We start from the raw sequence: 16,880 nt of genomic DNA, 5'->3' as shown, positions 1-16,880 counted from the left end.
GGCGACAGCACGATGGTTCGAGGGAAGTCAGCACTGGCGAGCGGACGCCTTTAATGCTGCAACAATTGCGATTGCTTCGGCCGCGAGTTGGCCGCGCGTCGGCGTGACCCCCAAGACCACCATGCGCCAGTAAAGCGGTGCGGGAAGCAGATCGAGGGCCAAATCGCGATCAACGGTTCGTTCCAACTCGCCCCGGTCAATCGCGCGGTCCAGAAGCACCTGCGCCTGTACCCGGCGTGCCTTGGCCACCCGGGTGTTCAGCTCCCGCATCGGAGCAGACCGCGCAGCCTCGGCATGAAGGTCCGGCAGGATGCGACGGATCATGGGGTGGCGAAGGACCGCTCTCAGTCGGGTCAGGAAGGCCAGAACATCGGCCTCAAGGCTTCCGTGATCTTCGGGCATGGCCATCGTCAGCCCAAGCGTGGTCACTGCAGCTGCTGCGAATTCGTGGTGCGACGAAAAGCGACGGTAGATCGCGGCTTTGCCGGCCCCGGCTTTGGCGGCAACTCTTTCAAGGCTTATGGCCGCGAAGCCGCGTTCCGCCCATTCCTCGAAGAATGCGCGATAAAGCGCGTCGGTCAGATCGGCGCGTTGGACGGCAGCCCCGGAAGGCTTGCGTCTGGATTTTAGGACGGAACGGTTGCGTTCCAACGTAAACCTCCCTATATCGTCGATACGTTACCGTTCCATCCATAGGAGGTTCTACCATGTCTGACAAGTTCGATAACTTCTCTGACCTGCTTCGCGCCGCACTAGGTGACCGGCTCGCCTCTGCGGACAGCATGCTCGGCCTGTTCGCAGATGATGTGATCTTCGAGTTTCCCTATGCGCCTGAGGGGCTGCCCAGGCGGCTGGAAGGCAAGGCTGCCCTTGCAGCTCATCTGGAAAGGCTTGGCCCGTTGCTCACGTTTGGGACAATGAAGCTAGGCAATGTTTATGCCGTTGATGGAACAGTAATCTTCGAGTTTTCCTGCACCGGCGAGGGCGTGGCCACAGGTGCGCCTTACAATCAGGTTTACATTTCGGTGGTCACCTTGCGGGAAGGGCGCATTGCGCACTACCGCGACTATTGGAACCCGCTCGTCGTGCTGACGGCCTTAGGCGGCACCGAGGCCGCCGCCGCGGCGTTTGCAGGGGCAGCGTGATGCGGGTTCTCATCACCGGAGGCAAAGGCAAGACAGGCCGTCGCGTGGCGTCCAGCTTGACTGCCAAAGGCATCGACGTCGCGATTGGCACACGCAGGCCCGATGGTCCCAAGGACAGGCGATTTGATTGGGCAGATCCGTCTGCGGCCTCGGCCTTCCATGGCTGCGATGCGGTCTACCTTGTCGCGCCGACCGATCGCACCGACCATTTGGCCGTCATGCAACCGCTTCTGGAGGCAGCCATGGAGCGGGGCGTCCGGCGCTTTGTTCTGCTCAGCTCGTCGCTTCTTGAGCCCGGCGGCCCCATGATGGGAGAGGTTCATGCATGGCTGGCCGAATGCGCCCCGGAGTGGGCAGTCCTGCGCCCCTCATGGTTCATGCAGAACTTCTCCGAAGGGCCGCACGCCGCGACGATACGAGAAGAAGGGATCATCTACACTGCGACAGGCTCTGGGCGTGTCGGCTTCATCGACGCCGAGGACATCGCCGCCACGGCTGCCGCCTGCTTGTCGGCCACAACGCCTCTCAATTCTGACGTCGTGCTGACGGGGCCGGAAGCGTTGAGCTACGACGATACCGCCGCAATCATCACTGCGGCACTTGGCAGGCCCGTGCGCCACGTGTCGCTTGACCCGGCCGCGCTGATAGCGCGCTTTGTGGCGCAGGGACTGCCACCTGACTACGCCAAGACGCTCACAGACTTGGACGCGGACATCGCGGCAGGCGTTGAAGATTACACGACGTCGAGCGTTGAGCAGATGACAGGGCAGCAGCCGACGTCATTCCGCGCCTTTGCCAACCGAGTCGTCGAAAATTGGAAGTGACGCGCAAGGCAGTGGCGCACGACCTGATATTGTCGAAGGGCTGCGATTGAATTGCCTTACATTTACCCAGTGCCGCACCTCAGGGCAGATTGATTGACTTGTGCGGCAATAGATCACGGATCGCCACCCGTCTCAGACAACTCCGCCGCCCGCCGATTCAGTTTTTCGCCCGATATAGCTGGTGTCCGCGCGGGTCCGGACTTTCGCGTTGTCCACCAAACAATCGCGGTGATCACCGCAAGCCCGGCGCTCGGGACGAGGTTGGCGGGGGTCCCGGCTATCTCGCCACGGTTGCTAAGGTCGCCTCCCAGGTCGAGGTGCAGTGTCGTGGCAAGGACAAGGGCACTGACGTTGTAGACCGCGTGCAGCACAACGGCGACCTCAAGACCCCCCGTCCGCCAGGTTATGATGGCCATCGCACCGAAAAGCACGAGGTATGAGCCGAGGATGTAGGGGTCGAGAGTGCCGTGAAGCAGGGAGAAAACGACGGTCGTGACAATGATACCGAGGATCGCGCCAGCAAGGGGCCCGCGTGTCCAACTGCCAACAACGCGGAACATCAAGCCGCGCAGCCCGTACTCCTCCCCAGCGGCCGCCAGTGGAATAAGCGTCATGCCGATGACGAAGAATGCGACCAGATCGGCCGCGCTCCATGCGATCGTGTCACCGGGTGTCAGAAGAAACCCGACGGACATGACGACAAGGAGGAAGGGGCCGAAAGCAAGCAGGGATCGGCCGAACACCCCGAACCGGAAGCTTCCGGCGACCGAATGCAGTGAGCGGGCGGGAATGTGATAGAGCCAGCGCTGAAGCAGCATGCTGTATGGAATGAGCAAAGCTAAAGCGAACGCGCCGGCAGCGTGCTTCAAAGGGGTGAACCCTGTGCGACCCAGGAGCTGGGTGTCGATTGTCGAGGCGATAGCGAGGCACACTTGCGCAAAGCCAATGAGGCCGGCAAACAGCAGGATGATCGCAACGAAGCCGCGGGAAATCCGCCGCTCTTCGCCCGCGAAAACACGATGATATTCGGTTTCTGCCGGCACTTGAGGGGGTCTTGTCGTCTTGTCGGGTCGCAGGAACCAACTCTCAGCCTTGCTGCACATAGTCTTCCTTTCCTTCACTCAGCCCGCTAGGGGCGTCCTGCCGCGTCCAAAGGGTCAGAGCCGCTTCAGGAGAAAGTGCCGGGCCGCGTTCCCGGGATAGCCGTCGATACGGCCAAACTCGCTGTAGCCCAGACGCTTGTAGAATTCGGGCGCCTGAAACGAGAATGTGTCGAGCCATATGCCCTCCATCCCCCGCAAGCGTGCTTCTTCCTCCATGCGCGCCATCAGTTGGCCACCGATCCCCTTGCCGCGGCCTTCCTCGGCCACCGCCAGAAGCTCGACAAACACCCGTTTCAAGTCCGGGGAAAAACGGGCGGAAAGACCACCAAGGTAAACACCTTCCTCATGCACCTCGAATGCCACCACCTCGGACTTGAATGACTTCCCGATCGCCTTGGAGTGGCAATCAAGAAGCGCCAGAATGCGGTCGCGGGCCTCATCCTCGGAACCTTCGGCAGGACGGATCTCGGTCATGCTTGCATCCTCCGGTAAGTTTGATCCCAGCAGTCTGGCATCGCGCGGACGATGGCATCATGTTCGTCCGGCAAGGACATGCCGACACGCTCGTCCAGCGTGACGCCGTTCTTGGCTTCGTTGTTCTCCGGTTCTCTCATGGCGTGCTCATTCCCTTCCTGTTGGTGGTCCTGAAAACCTTTCGATGAAGTCCGATCGGCCACCTTGGCCGAACGGGCTGATGCGCAATCTCAAAACGGAAAGGTGCCCCCGTTCCAAAGCTCTCAATCGACAGTGGTGACCTCAAGCCCGGTCCAATGGGCAGCAAAGGCCCACATGTCAGCGAGCTCTTCGATGACCATGTCTGTTGGCTTTCCAGCCCCGTGACCGGCGCGGGTTTCCACGCGCAGAAGGTGGGGCCGGGTCCCGATGTCGACGGCCTGCAATGCGGCCGCATATTTGAACGAATGAGCCGGGACGACCCTGTTGTCCGTGTCCGCCGTGGTGACAAGAATTGCCGGGTAGCGAGCACCCTCGCGGATTGTATGGAGAGGCGAATACGAAAGAAGGGTGTGGAACTCTTCCTTGACGGCAGGGCTACCAAACTCCTCAACCCAAGTGGCTCCGCTCGTGAAGCGATCGAAACGCAGCATGTCGTGGACCCCAACCCCCGGCAAAGCTGCCGCGAACAGGTCCGGTCTTTGATTGACGACGGCGCCGATCAGCAACCCACCGTTGGATTCACCATGGATCGCGAGGCCATCAGACGGCGTGATGCCTTGGTCGATCAGATACTCACTGGCAGCGATGAAGTCGTCGAACACATTCTGCTTGTTGCCGCGCCGACCGGCATGATGCCATGCTTGGCCGTATTCGCCCCCGCCCCGAATGTTTGCCAAAGCATAGACGCCGCCCTGTTCGACCCAGGCCATGGCGGCGGGTGAGAAATGGGGCACCATGCTGATCCCGAAACCGCCATAAGCATGGAGCATCGTGGGTGCCGGACCTTCGATGTCCTTGCGCCGGACGATGAACAGGGGCACCCGCGTTCCATCCTTCGAGGTGTAGAAGTGCGGTTCCACAGTGATCCTGTCGAGATCGACAGCGATGTCGGGCTCGGCCCAGACTGTCGTGCGTTTGGCATCCACGTCGAGGCGCAAAACGGTCAGCGGCGCATCATAACTGGTGAAGCCAAAAAACGCTTCGTTTGCGCCGGGACGGCCGCGGACGATCCCGGTGCTACCCGGCCCCGGCAGCGGGACAGTGCCGTCGAACGTGCCATCCAGCTGGTAAAGCTCGACCTGCGACTGGACGTCAATCGTGTAGGAGAGGAGGATCCGGTCGCCCAAGACCGCTGACCCGCCTTCGCGCAAAACCGCATCGGACCGTTCCGGAATCAGTTCGGAAAACGCGCACTGCGGTTCCGACATGTCCAGCGTCACGATCCGACCCCGGGGCGCATCCTTCTGTGTCGCAAAAAAGAGTTTCGTGCCGACGTTGCCCAGCAGGACCCAACTGTCATCGTAGCTTTCGACGATGGTTTCAGGCGCGGGATCGGCGGAAGACAGGTCTGTCACGGTGACTGCGACGCCACCGGTCAGGGCCGACGTGTAGACGATCAGATAACGGCCATCCGGCGTGACATCGACCGTGTGCAGCAGCGCTTGCCCCGGTGTCGGCGGATGGATCAGCCGATCCTCCGATTGGTTCAAACCGAGAGCGTGAAAATAGACGGCGTGGCCATCAACACTGGCGCTGAAGGCTGCACCTGCCTCGGGTTCGGGAAACCGGGAATAGTAGAACCCCGAACCATCTGGATGCCAGGCAATGTTGCTGAACCGGGCCCATTCCACCTTGTCGTCGAGTGTCTCGCCCGTCGCCGTGTTCATCACCCGAATGGTCCGCCAGTCCGACCCGCCGTCCTGCATGGCAAAAGCCACAAACGCGCCATCGCCAGAGGCTGCCCATTCGGCCAGGGCAACGGTGCCGTCGTCCGACCAGGTGTTCGGGTCGATCAGGACACGATCCACGCCATCGGCGCCGTCGCGAACCAAAAGCTGCGTTTGACTGTCAAGCCCGCCGGTCCGGGTGAAGAAGTAGCGACCGTAACGCTCGACCGGTGGGGCCAGGGTTTTGTGGTCCAAGATGGCCGTCAGCCGGCGATGGAAGACGTCCCGGTGAGGAAGGCCTTTCAGGTAGGGTGCGGAAAGGGCATTTTGCGCCTCGATCCATTGTGCAACCTCGGCATCCTTTCGCGCGTCGTTTTCCAGCCAGCGGAACGGGTCGGCGACAGTGACGCCAAAGTGCACCTCTGCGGCATCGCCTTTACGTGTTTCCGGGTAGGTCATCGTCGGTGTCTCCTCTGCAAGTGCTGGGGCGATAAATGTGACCAGCGCCACCGCAGCCCCGCGAAGAAGGTTCATTTTTGTCGGGACCCTTCCCTTTCTTTCCGTGCGTCCTCTGCACAATCTGCTCGTGGACTTGCGTCCGGCGAACCGGGTGAACTTTGCAGTCATGGTTTCGTCTCCTTGTTTTTTCTCTTGGCGCTTCGGCCAGAGATCGGACACCGCCGTCAGGCGACGGCGTCGCAAATGGGGAGTGTGGCACCTGCCCGGATCGCCGAGATGATGCGGGACGTCGCTTCTTCTGAACTCACACGCAGGCCGTCGTTGATGACGGCCGAACTGATCTCTTCGTCCACGAGCCGCATTGCCGCCGTGACGGAAGCTGCGCATAGCCTGACGTCGAAATCGTCCGCAGCCCGCGACACGCGGCGCGCGATGACTCCGACAAGCTCCATCTCCGCCGCGTGGCACGCCATGAGCCAAGCCGAACGGAGGGCTGGCTCGCGATGCAGGATAGCGAGGATCCGGACGGCAGCGATGCTGTCCCGGACGAAGGCGTCGTCAGAGGCGAATGCCGTCATGGAACGGGACAGGAATGTGTCGATGCTCTCGGTTCTCGGCCATTGCTTCAGCAGCGCTGCGAAGCGCAGTTCGCTGACTTTCAGCACCGGCTCGACGCAGGCTTCCTTGGATCGGAAGTATCGCCAGACAGTTCGCGTCGATATGCCAGCCGCAGCAGCTATGTCGTCACCGCTCGTCGCATCGAAACCCTTGTCCCAGAAAAGCTTTGCTGCATGTCGGGATACGTCAAGCCGGGCGTCCTCCAGTCTCGATCCGTCTGTCATTCTTCCCTCCGTTCGCTCCTTCGGGACCAAGAAGGTGTCGGACACCCAATGCTTTTGTCACTAAGTGACATCTGGTCTATATGTCACTTAGTGACAGTATGCGCAAGGGGTCAGCACGCGGGCGGCCCGGCGCGCTGACAAAGGCTAGTCGGAGGCGTGGGAGGTTGACCCTGCCGATACAGCCCGCAACCATCTTCTGAAATCCACCATGGCGGGTGTAGGCGGCCGGTCCGCAGGCCATGTCAGGAAGTAGCTACCCGCAGACAGCACGGTGGAGAACGGCTGAACCAGCCGCCCGTCTGCAATGCGCCGCGCGAACATGTCCACCGGGAGGAGGGCCACCCCGGCGCCTTCTGACGCGATGTCAGCCATGGCCAGTGACGAGTCGAACATCGGGCCGGTGAGGGGTGGACAAGATGCCCCCGCCTCAGCGAACCAGCGGGGCCATTCGTCACTGCGATAGCTACGCAGCAGGACTTCACGGCCAAGAGTCTCCGGGTTCGTCAGATGCTTCGCAATCGACGGCGCACACAGCGGCGCGAGCGGAGCATCGAGCAGCAGGTCAGCCTCAAGCCCGGTCCATGAACCGGTCCCATAACGGATCGCCATGTCGAGCCCTTCACGCAGGATCTCGACGCGGTTGTTGTTTGTCGAGATGCGGAGGACAATTGCCGGGTGGGTCCGCCGGAACTCGGGCAGGCGCGGCATGAGCCAGCCGACGGCAAAGGTCGTGACAACACCGATCTTCAACGTCTCGATGTGGCGATGTCCGGTGATCCGGTCAAGCGTCCGCGCCATCGCGTCGAACCCGTGTTCCAATACCGGGTAGAGGGCTCTTCCCTCATCGGTCGGCACCAAGCCGCCGGATGCGCGCACGAACAGGGCGACGCCAAGCCGATCCTCAAGCCTTGCGACCTGATGGCTGACAGCGGCTTGGGTGACGCGCAACTCGATGGCGGCGCGCGTGAAACTGCCTTGCCTGTAGGCGGCCTCGAACACGCGGAGCCCGTTCAGCGGCAGGTCCGGGCGATCCATAGGTATTACTCCAGCTAATGCCAAGGGTGATACTTTGTCGTTTGATGGGCGTAAAGCTGCAAGTTAATGGGTGCAGCGTGACATCAACTGATGTCTCGTATGTTCCAACCCTTGATGGCCGCTCGACATCCCCCGCCTCAAGCAGGCGGCGGATTGGGATGGCGCGCCATCGAAACAGATCAGGATGACCCCATGATTACTCACGCCGCTACGCTGCCTTTCCTGGCTGCCGGGCTTTCCCTCGGACTGCTGGCTGGCGCACCTGCCTTTGCCCAAGACCCGGAGCTGCGCCTTGCTGAAACCATCGACCGCATCGAACAGGACCTGAACGCACGCGTCGGGCTTGTGATCCGCGACAGCGGTTCGGATTGGTCGGTCAGCCAGCGCGCTGACGAACGTTTCCTCATGAACAGCACCTTCAAGACCATGTTGTGCGGCGCAGTTCTGCATCGTGTCGACGAAGGCGACATCGACCTTGAAGAACGGATTGCGATCGAGGCAAGCGATATCCTTGAATATGCGCCGGTCACCGAAACGATGGTCGGCAACACGATGAGTGTCGGCGCGTTGTGTCAGGCCGCGCTCGACATGAGCGACAATACGGCGACGAACCTACTCATCGACCGGATTGGCGGACCAGAAAGCGTGACCGCGTTCCTGCGCGAGATGGGCGATCCGATAAGCCGGCTGGACCGCCGCGAACCCGAGGTGAACACCTTCGCACCTGACGACCCGCGCGATACGACCACGCCCGCTGCGATGGTCTCGACCATGGAGATGCTGCTGACGGGTGACGCGCTGACACCGCAATCACGGACCCAACTGGTCGACTGGATGAGCGACGGCGGCGTCACTGGCGCCCTGATCCGGGCCAGCACTCCAGAGGGCTGGCATGTCGCTGACAGATCGGGCAGTGGCAACTTCAATCGCAACATCGTAGCGATGGTCACGCCGCCGGATCGGGACCCCTATTTCGTCGCGATCTTCCTCTCGGATGCCGATGCTGATTTCGACACCCGCAACGCTGCGGTGATCGCGTTGTCCGAAGCCGCAATGGCGGTCGTGGCAAGCCGATAAAGCCGTGGTGGCCGTGCCAGACTTGGCGCGGCCATCCTCAATAGTCGCCCATCATGCCAAACAGTTGACCGATGTGCTCCCCATCGGAGGGGCAGCACGTTGATCAACTTGCGAAGCGCCACTGGCGAACGTGGTCGACCAGCGCCCGCAGCTTGGGCGCCATGTGCTTGCGCTGCGGAAAATAGAGATAGAAGCCCGCGAATGGTGGAAGATAATCCTCCAGCAGCGGGACCAGCGCGCCACTGTCGAAATGATCGCGCATGCAGTCCCGCGGTGCGAAGGTTATGCCGCCCCCCGCAAGCGCCACACGCAACATCAGACGCAGATCGTTGGTCGTGACTTGCGGATCAACCATGACGTCGAAAGGCTTGCCGTCCTCCTCGAATTCCCATCTCCTCGGCGCAGTATTGGGACCGGGCCGCCACCCGATGCAGCGATGACCCAGCAGGTCCTTCGGATGATCCGGTGTGCCATGTTGCGCAATGTAGCCCGGTGAAGCCGCTGCCACTTCGGTTTGCAGACCACTGACGGGCACGGCGATCATGTCCTGCTCGATCACCTCGCCAAGGCGGACACCCGCGTCGTAGCCATGTTCGACAATATCCAGCTCGTCATCTGTCACCGTCACGTCGACTGTGACCTTGGGGTGCGCCTGCGCAAAGCGCGCCAGCAAGGGCCCAGCCAGGAAGTCTTCGGCGATGGAGGTGACGGCCAGCCGCAGCCTGCCACTGGGGGCGTCCGTGTTCACCTCAAGCGCGTCCTGAACCGCGCCCAGTGGCGCGCGCAGGCTGTCCACCAGCCTCTCCCCAGCTTCCGTCAGACGAACCGCGCGGGTCGTCCGCATGACCAGTTGCAAACCCACGGCATCTTCCAGCCGACGGACGCCTTGGCTGACGGCGGATCGCGTGACGCCAAGCCGGTCCGCGGCAGCGCGGAAGTTCCGCTCCTCAGCGACAGCGAGCAGAAGCGGCAGCAAGTTCAGGTCCATCCGGCGCCTCCATTGTAAAGCATGGCTAACCACCCAGTCCAACATCTGAGCAATACCGTTTACGGCGGCCCGCGTCCATGTTGCGCCGTACAGACAGGCTGAAAAGGAGAAAGTCATGGACAAGGTCATTCTGATCACCGGAGCCTCCAGCGGCATCGGTGAAGGCATCGCCCGTGAGCTTGCGTCCCGGGGAGCGAAGGTCTTGATGGGCGCGCGGCGCACGGATCGGCTGGAAGCAATCGCGCAGGACCTGCGCGGCAAGGGTGCCGAGGTCGCGACGTGGTCACTCGACGTCACCGACATTTGCTCCATGCAAGAGTTTGCGCAGACAGCGCTCAACTTGTGGGGCCGCATCGACGTGCTGGTGAACAATGCCGGCGTCATGCCCCTTTCCCCCATGTCCGCCCTTAAATTCGATGAATGGGAGCGGATGGTGGATGTGAATATCAAGGGTATCCTATGGGGGATCGGCGCCGTCCTGCCAGTCATGGAACGGCAAGGTGAAGGCCAGATCATCAACATCGGCTCGATCGGCGCGCTGCAGGCCGTGCCGACGGCGGCCGTGTATTGCGGCACCAAGTTCGCGGTTCGCGCGATATCGGACGCGCTGCGCCAGGAAACCAGCACAATCCGTGTCACCTGCGTCAATCCCGGCGTGGTGGAGAGCGAACTCGCCTCCAGCATCACCCACGAACAAACGCGGGCGTTGATGGGTGAATACCGCGCTATCGCGCTGAAACCCGCCGACATCGCCCGTGTCGTGCGCCAGTTGATCGACGCCCCGGCAAGCGTCGACACGACCGAGGTCACCATCCGTCCCACCGCATCTGCAAATTGAGGTCTACCATGAAATCAACCATGCTTACCGCCGCCCTTATGGCCATCTGCGCGGACGTCGCCCGGGGTGAGGCCCCGCACCCCTATGTCGGGATGTGGGTCACCGAAGACGGGCGCATCCGGCACGAACTGCTGCCGAACGGCCGCTACGTTGAGGCCCGCGGGGATCAGGAGCGCGCCTACGAAGGCCGCTATGAAGTTACCGGCACGCATATCGAATACTGGGACGACACCGGCTTTACCGCCGACGGAGATTTTGTTGAGCCCGACGTGCTGCATCATGCCGGCATGATTTTGTATCGGCAGTAACCTAAGGCGCGCCGGCAAACTTTCCTTAAGCTCAAGTTGGCACTGGTCGGCGCTCCCTCCGTGAGGGAGGCCGACGCAACGCCTGACTGGCGTCATGAACCTGATGAACATCTCAGCGTGACCGCGGCCCGGCCGTACATGCACCCTGCCGCTAAGCGCCCTCAACCGCGAAGTCCGGCGTGCCGCGCCAGACCAGGGTCCAGCTTGCACCGGGACGGACATTTTGAATGATGCCGGGATCGAAGGCAACAAAGCAGCGGCCTTCAGGGTGGCGCACCGATGGGTAGATCAGGCCGCGATGCCCCTGGCCCCGCAGATTGGCTGCCAAAGCTTGCCCGGCCGGGTAGCCAATGTCCGGATCCGGGTTGAGGGCGGGATGCGCAAGACCGTGCAGATCGGGAAAATCGCCGATGAAGTCGGCGAGCAGTTCGACGTAGCGCGCCTCATCCTCAAACCGTCCGATATACCCAAGCTCTCGCGTCCGGTGAAACCCAACCTCAGCCGCGCTGGTCAGGACGTGCCACGCGCAGTACCACGCACCCCGGTCGCCGGCGTTGAAGCGGTTGCCAGTCGCTCGCGTGTAGGCAAAAGCGGCGTTGATGTGGGTTTGTCCGTAAAGCTGCAGGTCGCGTGCGCGGCGGGCAAAGGCCAGTTCCCGGCGGTCAAGCGCAGGGCTGCCCTCGCGTTCGGCAATCAGGCGGGCGCTCGTCTCGCCCTCGATTTCGGCAAGGACTGCGGCCTCCTCGTCGGTGTCGACCAGTCCGCGCAGTACCGGTGGCTTGTGGCGCGTTTCGGGGATCAGCCTGACAAGGGCCCTGTCATTGATCGGGGCGATCTTCACACGCCGCCCCGGAGCGCATCAACATAGGCCCGCACGCGCAGGATCTTGGGCAACCCACCCGCGATCATCGCGTCGATGGGCCGCGCGCCGTCAAATTCCGGTCCGGCATTGGCCAGCCTGACCCAGTCACGCGCAAGGGGGGTACTGAAATAGAGTTCCAGCGACTTGTAGAGCCCGACAAGTGCGCTGAGGCGCAGTTGCTGGTCGCGCGTCAGATCGCCAGCATACCCAAGCTTTTTCGCACGCTTCCAGGTCGAGTCGGACATGTCGGCCAAAGCTGCAGCCTGATGGGTTGTCAGCGACCACGCGTCAGCGATGCGCGCAAAGGCCTTGAGGGCGACCGCCTGCCGGTCCGGCGTCACGCGGTCAAGGACGAGGGGTTCCATGGGGCGTTCCCTTGCAGTGTCTCGGCAAAAGATAAGTCCAAATGACCCGAAAATCAAGTCCATTTGATCTAACGTGGGATCTCGCGGACAAACCGGACCGATCGCAAGCGCCAACGAATTCTTCCAGCGCAGGCTGATGGTTGACCGTCATGGGCCGACCAGACGGCAGAAAGAGGCACCATAACAAAGCGATACGGTCTATGTCGTGGCGCAGCCAGTCAATGACGGGGGCTGGCCGCCGCAACTGGTTCCGAACGTGTCCGGATGCGCGATTGGCTTGTTCGTTAAGAAACTTGATCGTTAAGAAAAATGACGGCACTCTAGCCGACCACTGGCCGGGCGACGGTTGGTTACAGAATTTTAGATTTTGTTTGGCTCTGCTTTGGGTGCCGATGAAGACGCTTTTGACCGATGTCACTGTAAAGCTCGGCCGTGCTGGCAAGCGTGCATTTCGCGCTGCCATCGACAACCGCATTGCCGATTTTCACATGCCCGCCAAGATGCCCGGGGACCTGCTTCTGACCTTCGATGACGGACCTCATCCCGACTACACGCCGCGGATCCTTGACCTGCTGGATGAATTCGACGCGCGTGCGGTATTCTTCATGATCGGAGCGCGCGCCGAGCGCCACCCCGATCTGGTGCGGGCCTGTCATGACCGTGGACATGTGATCGCGAACCACACCTACACGCACCTCGACACCTGCGCGGGCGGACGCTACAGCCGGGCGCAAGTGGCCGAAGACATCGAACGCTGCTCGGCGGTATTGCAGGGTGCTGCCGGGCAAACGACACATCACTTCCGTCCGCCGCGTGGCGAATTGAATACCAAGACCTGGGGGGCTGCCAAAGCCACCGGACATCGCATGATGCTTTGGTCGGTCGAAGGCGGCGAATGGGGACGACGGCGGCACCTGTCGGCGGCCGAGATTTCAGACTTCGTGACGAAGGCGGTTCGCAGACGGGACATCCTTCTGCTGCATGACGACAACGAAAAGACCTTGCGGATCACGGCGGATTTGCTCAGCCGACTGCGGAAGGAACGGTTCGACCTGACATCGGCGGTTGCAAGCTTGCGGTAACGTGGACTAACGGCCACGCATTCGCAGCGACAATTAGGCCAGCACATACACGCGCAAGGCGAAACCTTGCATGGCATGCTTTCAAATGCCGCTTCCGCCACGCAACTGTTTCACTTCGGAAAATTCGTGGCGGTGGCTGAAGCGGGCGCTGCTTGCATTGTCGAAGTCTTCCCGCAAGACTAGCGCCAGACGCACCGTATGGCGTGCCCGTCGATCCGCGGAGAACTAGAAGCCTATGGCAAAACTTTACCCCGTTCTGCTGTGCGGTGGCTCCGGCACCCGGCTTTGGCCGCTATCGCGCCGGGGGTTTCCAAAGCAGTTCGTGCCGTTCAGCGGTGCAAATACCCTGTTTCAGGCCGCAGCCATCCGCATGGCGACCTTTGTCGATGCCGCCCCGCCCGTGATTGTGACCAACGCCGAGTTCCGCTTTATCGTTGCCGAGCAGCTTGGCGAAGTCTTCATTGATCCGGCTGCTGTCCTGATCGAACCTGATGCCCGCAACACTGGCCCGGCGGTTCTGGCGGCGGTCCTGACCCTTGCTGCAAGTGACCCAGAAGCGCTGGTTCTCGTCATGCCGACCGACCACGCCATTCCCGATGCCGCAGCGTTCCGTGATGCCGTGGCAAGGGGCGTGCCACGGGCGCAGGCTGGCAAGATCGTGACGTTCGGGATCCGCCCGGATCGGCCTGAGACCGGTTATGGCTGGCTGGAACTGACGACAGACCCGCAGGACGGCTTGCCGCAACCGCTTGTCCGGTTTGTCGAGAAGCCAAAGGCGGACCGAGCGGCCGAGATGCTGGCCGAGGGCAGGTATCTTTGGAACTCCGGGATCTTTCTCGCGTCAGCCGCGACCCTGCTCGATGCCTTTGAAACCCACGCGGCAGATCTGATGGCCCCGGTGTCCGAGGCCGTCAGGGCGGCGCGGGTTGATCTTGGCTTCTTGCGTCTTGCACCGGATGCGTGGGCCGAGGCCCGCAGTGTTTCAATCGATTACGCCGTCATGGAACATGCGAAGAATCTTGAAGTTGTGCCCTACGATGCCGCTTGGTCGGATCTGGGGGACTGGAACGCCGTCTGGCGTGAGACCGCCGAGGAAGACAGCTCGACCATCACGCATGGTGCTGTGACCCAGATCGACTGTGTCGGCAGCCTGCTGCGGTCCGACGCCGAGGGAGTCCATCTGGTTGGCATCGGGCTGACGGACCTTGTCGTTGTCGCCATGGCTGATGCGGTTCTGGTTGCCGACCGGTCCCGTGCGCAAGAGGTCAAGGATGCCGTCGCCAGCATGAAGTCGAACGCCGTCCGTCAGGCCGAAGTGTTTCCGCGCGACCATCGTCCTTGGGGCTGGTTCGAGACGTTGATCCTTGCCGACAGGTTTCAGGTCAAGCGGATCGTCGTGCGCCCCGGTGCCGCGCTCAGTCTGCAAAGCCATGTCCATCGGGCCGAACACTGGGTCGTCGTTTCTGGTACGGCACAGGTCACGGTCGGCGACAGTGTGCAACTGCTGACCGAAAACCAGTCGATCTATGTGCCCTTGGGCGCTGTGCACAGGCTTGCCAATCCGGGCAAGGTTCCCGTGGTGCTGATCGAGATTCAGACCGGGTCATATCTGGGCGAGGACGACATCATCCGCTACGAAGATGTCTATGCGCGAGCCGAAGGCGCGAAGGGCTGACCAGAAAGGCCCGCAGTGAGCAGCATGTTCCCTTGTGCCTTCAGCCCGTGGAGCCCGGGGATCGGTGACAACCATGTCATGGGCTGGCTGACCGTAGCCGTCTATCTGGTCGCGGCATTCAGCTGCGCAGTGACCGCCCGTTACGGGCCCTTTCCGGCACGGACGCGTAGGCGCGAACAACTGTTCTGGTGGTTTTGCGCCGTCGCGCTGGTGTTGCTTGCCGCGAACAAGCAGCTTGATCTGCAATCCTTGCTGACATCGGTCGCGCGCTGCGTTGCAGTGGATCAAGGCTGGTATGAAAACCGCAGGATGATGCAGCGCGTATTCATCCTTGCCGTTGCCGCGGCAGGGGCCTTGGGCTTCCTTGCCGGTGGGTTGCTCATGCGTGGCACCTTTGCCCGAACCGGTCTTCCCATTCTTGGCCTTGGCCTTGTCTGCACGTTTGTCGCGATCCGAGCCGCCAGCTTTCACCATGTCGACATCCTGATCGATACGCGGGTCTTGGGCCTGCGTCTGAATTGGGTGCTCGAGCTTCCTGGACCGCTCCTCATCTGGCTGGCGAGCATCCGCGCGGGTCGGCAGCAGCGCCCTGATCGGCCCTGACTTCGTGGCGTTGTAGGGGCGCTGATCGAATCACTTTTGCCCCACATATCCGTGAATCCAGCCCTCAGAGGACAAGATTTTGCCCATTTAACTAGCTTGCGAGGCATTAACGAAGAATTCACAGTTTCCTGCAGCCCGACAATGGCGACACGGAAATGTCATGGCATCACGCTTCCAATCGCACGCGCAGGCTCGTGCATGGGCAGCGGACCGGGTTCTAGAGGTTAGAATTCTGGCGGGAAATGGGCATTTATGGCGATTTTGCCATTTTTTGTCTGCCACTTGGCCGGTCAGATCTTGACGCTGCACAGTGGCCAAACTGGTCCACAACGATCAACCATAGCGTGTAAGCCAATGACAAATAACCATTTTTACGATCCTGCGGATTCCTGGGGCGATTGCGAGCGTTTTTTTTCTGGTGGTAAGGTCCTGCCATGCTGATCGACGCTGGGGGATGGCTGTCGACGCGTGTTTGAGCATGATTTTTCGTCGGGCTGCGGCCTCTTTTGGCATGTCCGATACATCTCTGTGGAGGTCTAGTAGATGGTAATTCGCCCTGATTTTGGCTCTCATGATTTGGTTCAGCCGATCACAGCTGACAAAGAGCGTTGGGACGTTTCGTATCGTGACCACTTCTATCGTCGGTTTTTCAAGCGCTGCATGGATGTGTTGCTGGTTCTCATCGCGCTGCCGATCGTCCTGCCAACCGTGCTTTGCTTGGCAGCCCTGATTGCCGCGCAGGGCCATTCACCGTTTTACCGGCAAGAACGCGTCGGACGGGGCGGGTTGACCTTCACGATGTGGAAGCTTCGCAGCATGGTTCCGAATGCCGACAAGCGGTTGAAGGATCATCTGGAAAGCGACGAAAAGGCGAAGCAAGAGTGGGACACCTTCCAGAAGCTTGAGTGTGACCCCCGGATCACCCCGCTGGGGAGGATGCTGCGCAAATCTTCGCTGGACGAGCTGCCGCAGCTTTGGAACGTCCTTGTTGGCGACATGAGCCTGGTTGGCCCCCGGCCGATGATGCCGGAACAAAAGCCGCTATATCCTGGCCACGCCTATTTCCTGCTGCGCCCCGGCGTGACGGGCCTGTGGCAGATTTCTGACCGGAACGCATCGACCTTTGCCCAGCGTGCCGAGTTTGATGCAGCCTATGATCGCGAGTTGTCGTTCGTGACCGACGTCAAAGTGCTTGTTGCAACAGTCGGTGTCGTGTTCCGCTGCACCGGGAAGTGAGGCTGCGCTAGCACGGCAGCCGACTTTGTACGATTGCACAGACTGATTGCCACCATTCCAAACAACATCACGCAAGTGCCGGTGAGCGGATAGGCA

The 16,880-nt window shown here is 61.4% G+C and carries 19 protein-coding genes; 9 read left to right on the top strand and 10 right to left on the bottom strand.

Features of this window, described 5'->3' with window-relative positions; genetic code table 11:
• Positions 1 to 27 precede the first annotated feature (27 nt).
• Positions 28 to 651 (bottom strand): TetR-like C-terminal domain-containing protein, encoded by a 624-nt coding sequence (locus tag EI545_RS17840; protein ID WP_125326712.1) that lies wholly within the window; start codon positions 649 to 651, stop codon positions 28 to 30.
• Between the two features lie 56 nt (positions 652 to 707).
• Between EI545_RS17840 and EI545_RS17835 the strand changes: the two genes are divergently transcribed.
• Together EI545_RS17835 and EI545_RS17830 are read left to right on the top strand one after the other, a co-directional pair.
• A complete protein-coding gene (locus EI545_RS17835; RefSeq protein ID WP_125326711.1) occupies positions 708 to 1,145 on the top strand; it encodes a nuclear transport factor 2 family protein in 438 nt (145 codons plus the stop codon).
• A complete protein-coding gene (locus tag EI545_RS17830) occupies positions 1,145 to 1,969 on the top strand; it encodes an NAD(P)H-binding protein (RefSeq protein WP_125326710.1) in 825 nt (274 codons plus the stop codon). Before EI545_RS17835 ends, EI545_RS17830 begins: the two co-directional genes overlap by 1 nt.
• A gap of 113 nt (positions 1,970 to 2,082) precedes the next feature.
• On the opposite strand, the gene EI545_RS17825 is transcribed toward EI545_RS17830, so the two are convergent.
• The 6 genes from EI545_RS17825 to EI545_RS17805 all read right to left on the bottom strand — a co-directional run bounded on the left by EI545_RS17825 (position 2,083) and on the right by EI545_RS17805 (position 7,750).
• A complete protein-coding gene (locus EI545_RS17825) occupies positions 2,083 to 3,072 on the bottom strand; it encodes a CPBP family intramembrane glutamic endopeptidase (protein ID WP_125327679.1) in 990 nt (329 codons plus the stop codon).
• Between the two features lie 54 nt (positions 3,073 to 3,126).
• Positions 3,127 to 3,546, bottom strand: a complete 420-nt coding sequence (locus EI545_RS17820) for a GNAT family N-acetyltransferase (RefSeq protein WP_125326709.1) — start codon at positions 3,544 to 3,546, stop codon at positions 3,127 to 3,129.
• Positions 3,543 to 3,686 (bottom strand): hypothetical protein, encoded by a 144-nt coding sequence (locus EI545_RS21425; protein WP_164517337.1) that lies wholly within the window; start codon positions 3,684 to 3,686, stop codon positions 3,543 to 3,545. The genes EI545_RS17820 and EI545_RS21425 overlap by 4 nt, the downstream gene beginning before the upstream one ends.
• A 123-nt stretch (positions 3,687 to 3,809) precedes the next feature.
• On the bottom strand, positions 3,810 to 6,092 hold the full coding sequence (locus EI545_RS17815) for a prolyl oligopeptidase family serine peptidase (protein ID WP_245990159.1): 2,283 nt from the start codon (positions 6,090 to 6,092) through the stop codon (positions 3,810 to 3,812).
• Between the two features lie 5 nt (positions 6,093 to 6,097).
• Positions 6,098 to 6,715, bottom strand: a complete 618-nt coding sequence (locus tag EI545_RS21795; RefSeq protein ID WP_125326708.1) for a TetR family transcriptional regulator — start codon at positions 6,713 to 6,715, stop codon at positions 6,098 to 6,100.
• 144 nt (positions 6,716 to 6,859) lie between these two features.
• Positions 6,860 to 7,750: a LysR family transcriptional regulator gene (locus EI545_RS17805; RefSeq protein WP_125326707.1), complete on the bottom strand. Its 891-nt coding sequence runs from the start codon at positions 7,748 to 7,750 to the stop codon at positions 6,860 to 6,862.
• A 192-nt stretch (positions 7,751 to 7,942) separates the two neighbouring features.
• Here EI545_RS17805 and bla point away from each other — a divergent pair, with 192 nt between their 5' ends.
• Positions 7,943 to 8,827, top strand: coding sequence for a class A beta-lactamase (bla, locus tag EI545_RS17800; RefSeq protein WP_164517336.1), 885 nt, complete (start codon positions 7,943 to 7,945; stop codon positions 8,825 to 8,827).
• Between the two features lie 103 nt (positions 8,828 to 8,930).
• Here bla and EI545_RS17795 read toward each other — a convergent pair whose 3' ends face one another.
• Positions 8,931 to 9,815, bottom strand: coding sequence for a LysR substrate-binding domain-containing protein (locus tag EI545_RS17795; protein WP_125326706.1), 885 nt, complete (start codon positions 9,813 to 9,815; stop codon positions 8,931 to 8,933).
• A gap of 115 nt (positions 9,816 to 9,930) precedes the next feature.
• Here EI545_RS17795 and EI545_RS17790 point away from each other — a divergent pair, with 115 nt between their 5' ends.
• Together EI545_RS17790 and EI545_RS17785 are read left to right on the top strand one after the other, a co-directional pair.
• Positions 9,931 to 10,653 carry an SDR family oxidoreductase gene (locus tag EI545_RS17790; protein WP_125326705.1) on the top strand — a complete coding sequence of 241 codons (723 nt, stop codon included), beginning with the start codon at positions 9,931 to 9,933 and terminating at the stop codon, positions 10,651 to 10,653.
• An 8-nt stretch (positions 10,654 to 10,661) separates the two neighbouring features.
• Complete coding sequence (locus tag EI545_RS17785; RefSeq protein ID WP_125326704.1) at positions 10,662 to 10,961, top strand: Atu4866 domain-containing protein; 300 nt, start codon at positions 10,662 to 10,664, stop codon at positions 10,959 to 10,961.
• Positions 10,962 to 11,112: 151 nt separating this feature from the next.
• On the opposite strand, the gene EI545_RS17780 is transcribed toward EI545_RS17785, so the two are convergent.
• On the bottom strand, positions 11,113 to 11,802 hold the full coding sequence (locus tag EI545_RS17780) for an RES family NAD+ phosphorylase (protein ID WP_125326703.1): 690 nt from the start codon (positions 11,800 to 11,802) through the stop codon (positions 11,113 to 11,115).
• Complete coding sequence (locus EI545_RS17775) at positions 11,799 to 12,188, bottom strand: antitoxin Xre-like helix-turn-helix domain-containing protein (RefSeq protein ID WP_125326702.1); 390 nt, start codon at positions 12,186 to 12,188, stop codon at positions 11,799 to 11,801. Before EI545_RS17775 ends, EI545_RS17780 begins: the two co-directional genes overlap by 4 nt.
• Before the next feature lie 272 nt (positions 12,189 to 12,460).
• On the opposite strand from EI545_RS17775, the gene EI545_RS17770 reads away from it, so the two are divergent.
• From EI545_RS17770 to EI545_RS17755, 4 genes are all read left to right on the top strand, one after another.
• Complete coding sequence (locus tag EI545_RS17770; protein ID WP_164517335.1) at positions 12,461 to 13,270, top strand: polysaccharide deacetylase family protein; 810 nt, start codon at positions 12,461 to 12,463, stop codon at positions 13,268 to 13,270.
• Positions 13,271 to 13,505: 235 nt separating this feature from the next.
• Positions 13,506 to 14,945, top strand: a complete 1,440-nt coding sequence (locus tag EI545_RS17765) for a mannose-1-phosphate guanylyltransferase/mannose-6-phosphate isomerase (RefSeq protein ID WP_125326700.1) — start codon at positions 13,506 to 13,508, stop codon at positions 14,943 to 14,945.
• Positions 14,946 to 14,960: 15 nt separating this feature from the next.
• The gene (locus tag EI545_RS17760; protein ID WP_125326699.1) at positions 14,961 to 15,548 is read left to right on the top strand and encodes an isopropylmalate isomerase; all 588 of its coding nucleotides are present in this window, start codon (positions 14,961 to 14,963) and stop codon (positions 15,546 to 15,548) included.
• A 660-nt stretch (positions 15,549 to 16,208) separates the two neighbouring features.
• Positions 16,209 to 16,784: a sugar transferase gene (locus EI545_RS17755; protein ID WP_342776554.1), complete on the top strand. Its 576-nt coding sequence runs from the start codon at positions 16,209 to 16,211 to the stop codon at positions 16,782 to 16,784.
• The last annotated feature ends 96 nt before the right edge of the window (positions 16,785 to 16,880 follow it).

The sequence above is a fragment of the Tabrizicola piscis genome, from assembly GCF_003940805.1.
GTDB lineage: Bacteria > Pseudomonadota > Alphaproteobacteria > Rhodobacterales > Rhodobacteraceae > Tabrizicola > Tabrizicola piscis.
The sequence above is the reverse complement of the archived record's forward strand: the minus strand, read 5'-3'. Positions and strand labels throughout refer to the sequence as shown.

What these genes read in the sequence shown, in the direction of transcription:
- EI545_RS17825 (WP_125327679.1), bottom strand. Translation starts at nt 3,072, where the DNA reads ATGTGCAGCAAGGCTGAGAGTTGGTTCCTGCGACCCGACAAGACGACA.
- EI545_RS17820 (WP_125326709.1), bottom strand. Translation starts at nt 3,546, where the DNA reads ATGACCGAGATCCGTCCTGCCGAAGGTTCCGAGGATGAGGCCCGCGAC.
- bla (WP_164517336.1), top strand. Translation starts at nt 7,943, where the DNA reads ATGATTACTCACGCCGCTACGCTGCCTTTCCTGGCTGCCGGGCTTTCC.
- EI545_RS17790 (WP_125326705.1), top strand. Translation starts at nt 9,931, where the DNA reads ATGGACAAGGTCATTCTGATCACCGGAGCCTCCAGCGGCATCGGTGAA.
- EI545_RS17755 (WP_342776554.1), top strand. Translation starts at nt 16,209, where the DNA reads ATGGATGTGTTGCTGGTTCTCATCGCGCTGCCGATCGTCCTGCCAACC.
- EI545_RS21425 (WP_164517337.1), bottom strand. Translation starts at nt 3,686, where the DNA reads ATGAGAGAACCGGAGAACAACGAAGCCAAGAACGGCGTCACGCTGGAC.
- EI545_RS17805 (WP_125326707.1), bottom strand. Translation starts at nt 7,750, where the DNA reads ATGGATCGCCCGGACCTGCCGCTGAACGGGCTCCGCGTGTTCGAGGCC.
- EI545_RS17765 (WP_125326700.1), top strand. Translation starts at nt 13,506, where the DNA reads ATGGCAAAACTTTACCCCGTTCTGCTGTGCGGTGGCTCCGGCACCCGG.
- EI545_RS17785 (WP_125326704.1), top strand. Translation starts at nt 10,662, where the DNA reads ATGAAATCAACCATGCTTACCGCCGCCCTTATGGCCATCTGCGCGGAC.
- EI545_RS17795 (WP_125326706.1), bottom strand. Translation starts at nt 9,815, where the DNA reads ATGGACCTGAACTTGCTGCCGCTTCTGCTCGCTGTCGCTGAGGAGCGG.
- EI545_RS21795 (WP_125326708.1), bottom strand. Translation starts at nt 6,715, where the DNA reads ATGACAGACGGATCGAGACTGGAGGACGCCCGGCTTGACGTATCCCGA.
- EI545_RS17830 (WP_125326710.1), top strand. Translation starts at nt 1,145, where the DNA reads ATGCGGGTTCTCATCACCGGAGGCAAAGGCAAGACAGGCCGTCGCGTG.
- EI545_RS17835 (WP_125326711.1), top strand. Translation starts at nt 708, where the DNA reads ATGTCTGACAAGTTCGATAACTTCTCTGACCTGCTTCGCGCCGCACTA.
- EI545_RS17775 (WP_125326702.1), bottom strand. Translation starts at nt 12,188, where the DNA reads ATGGAACCCCTCGTCCTTGACCGCGTGACGCCGGACCGGCAGGCGGTC.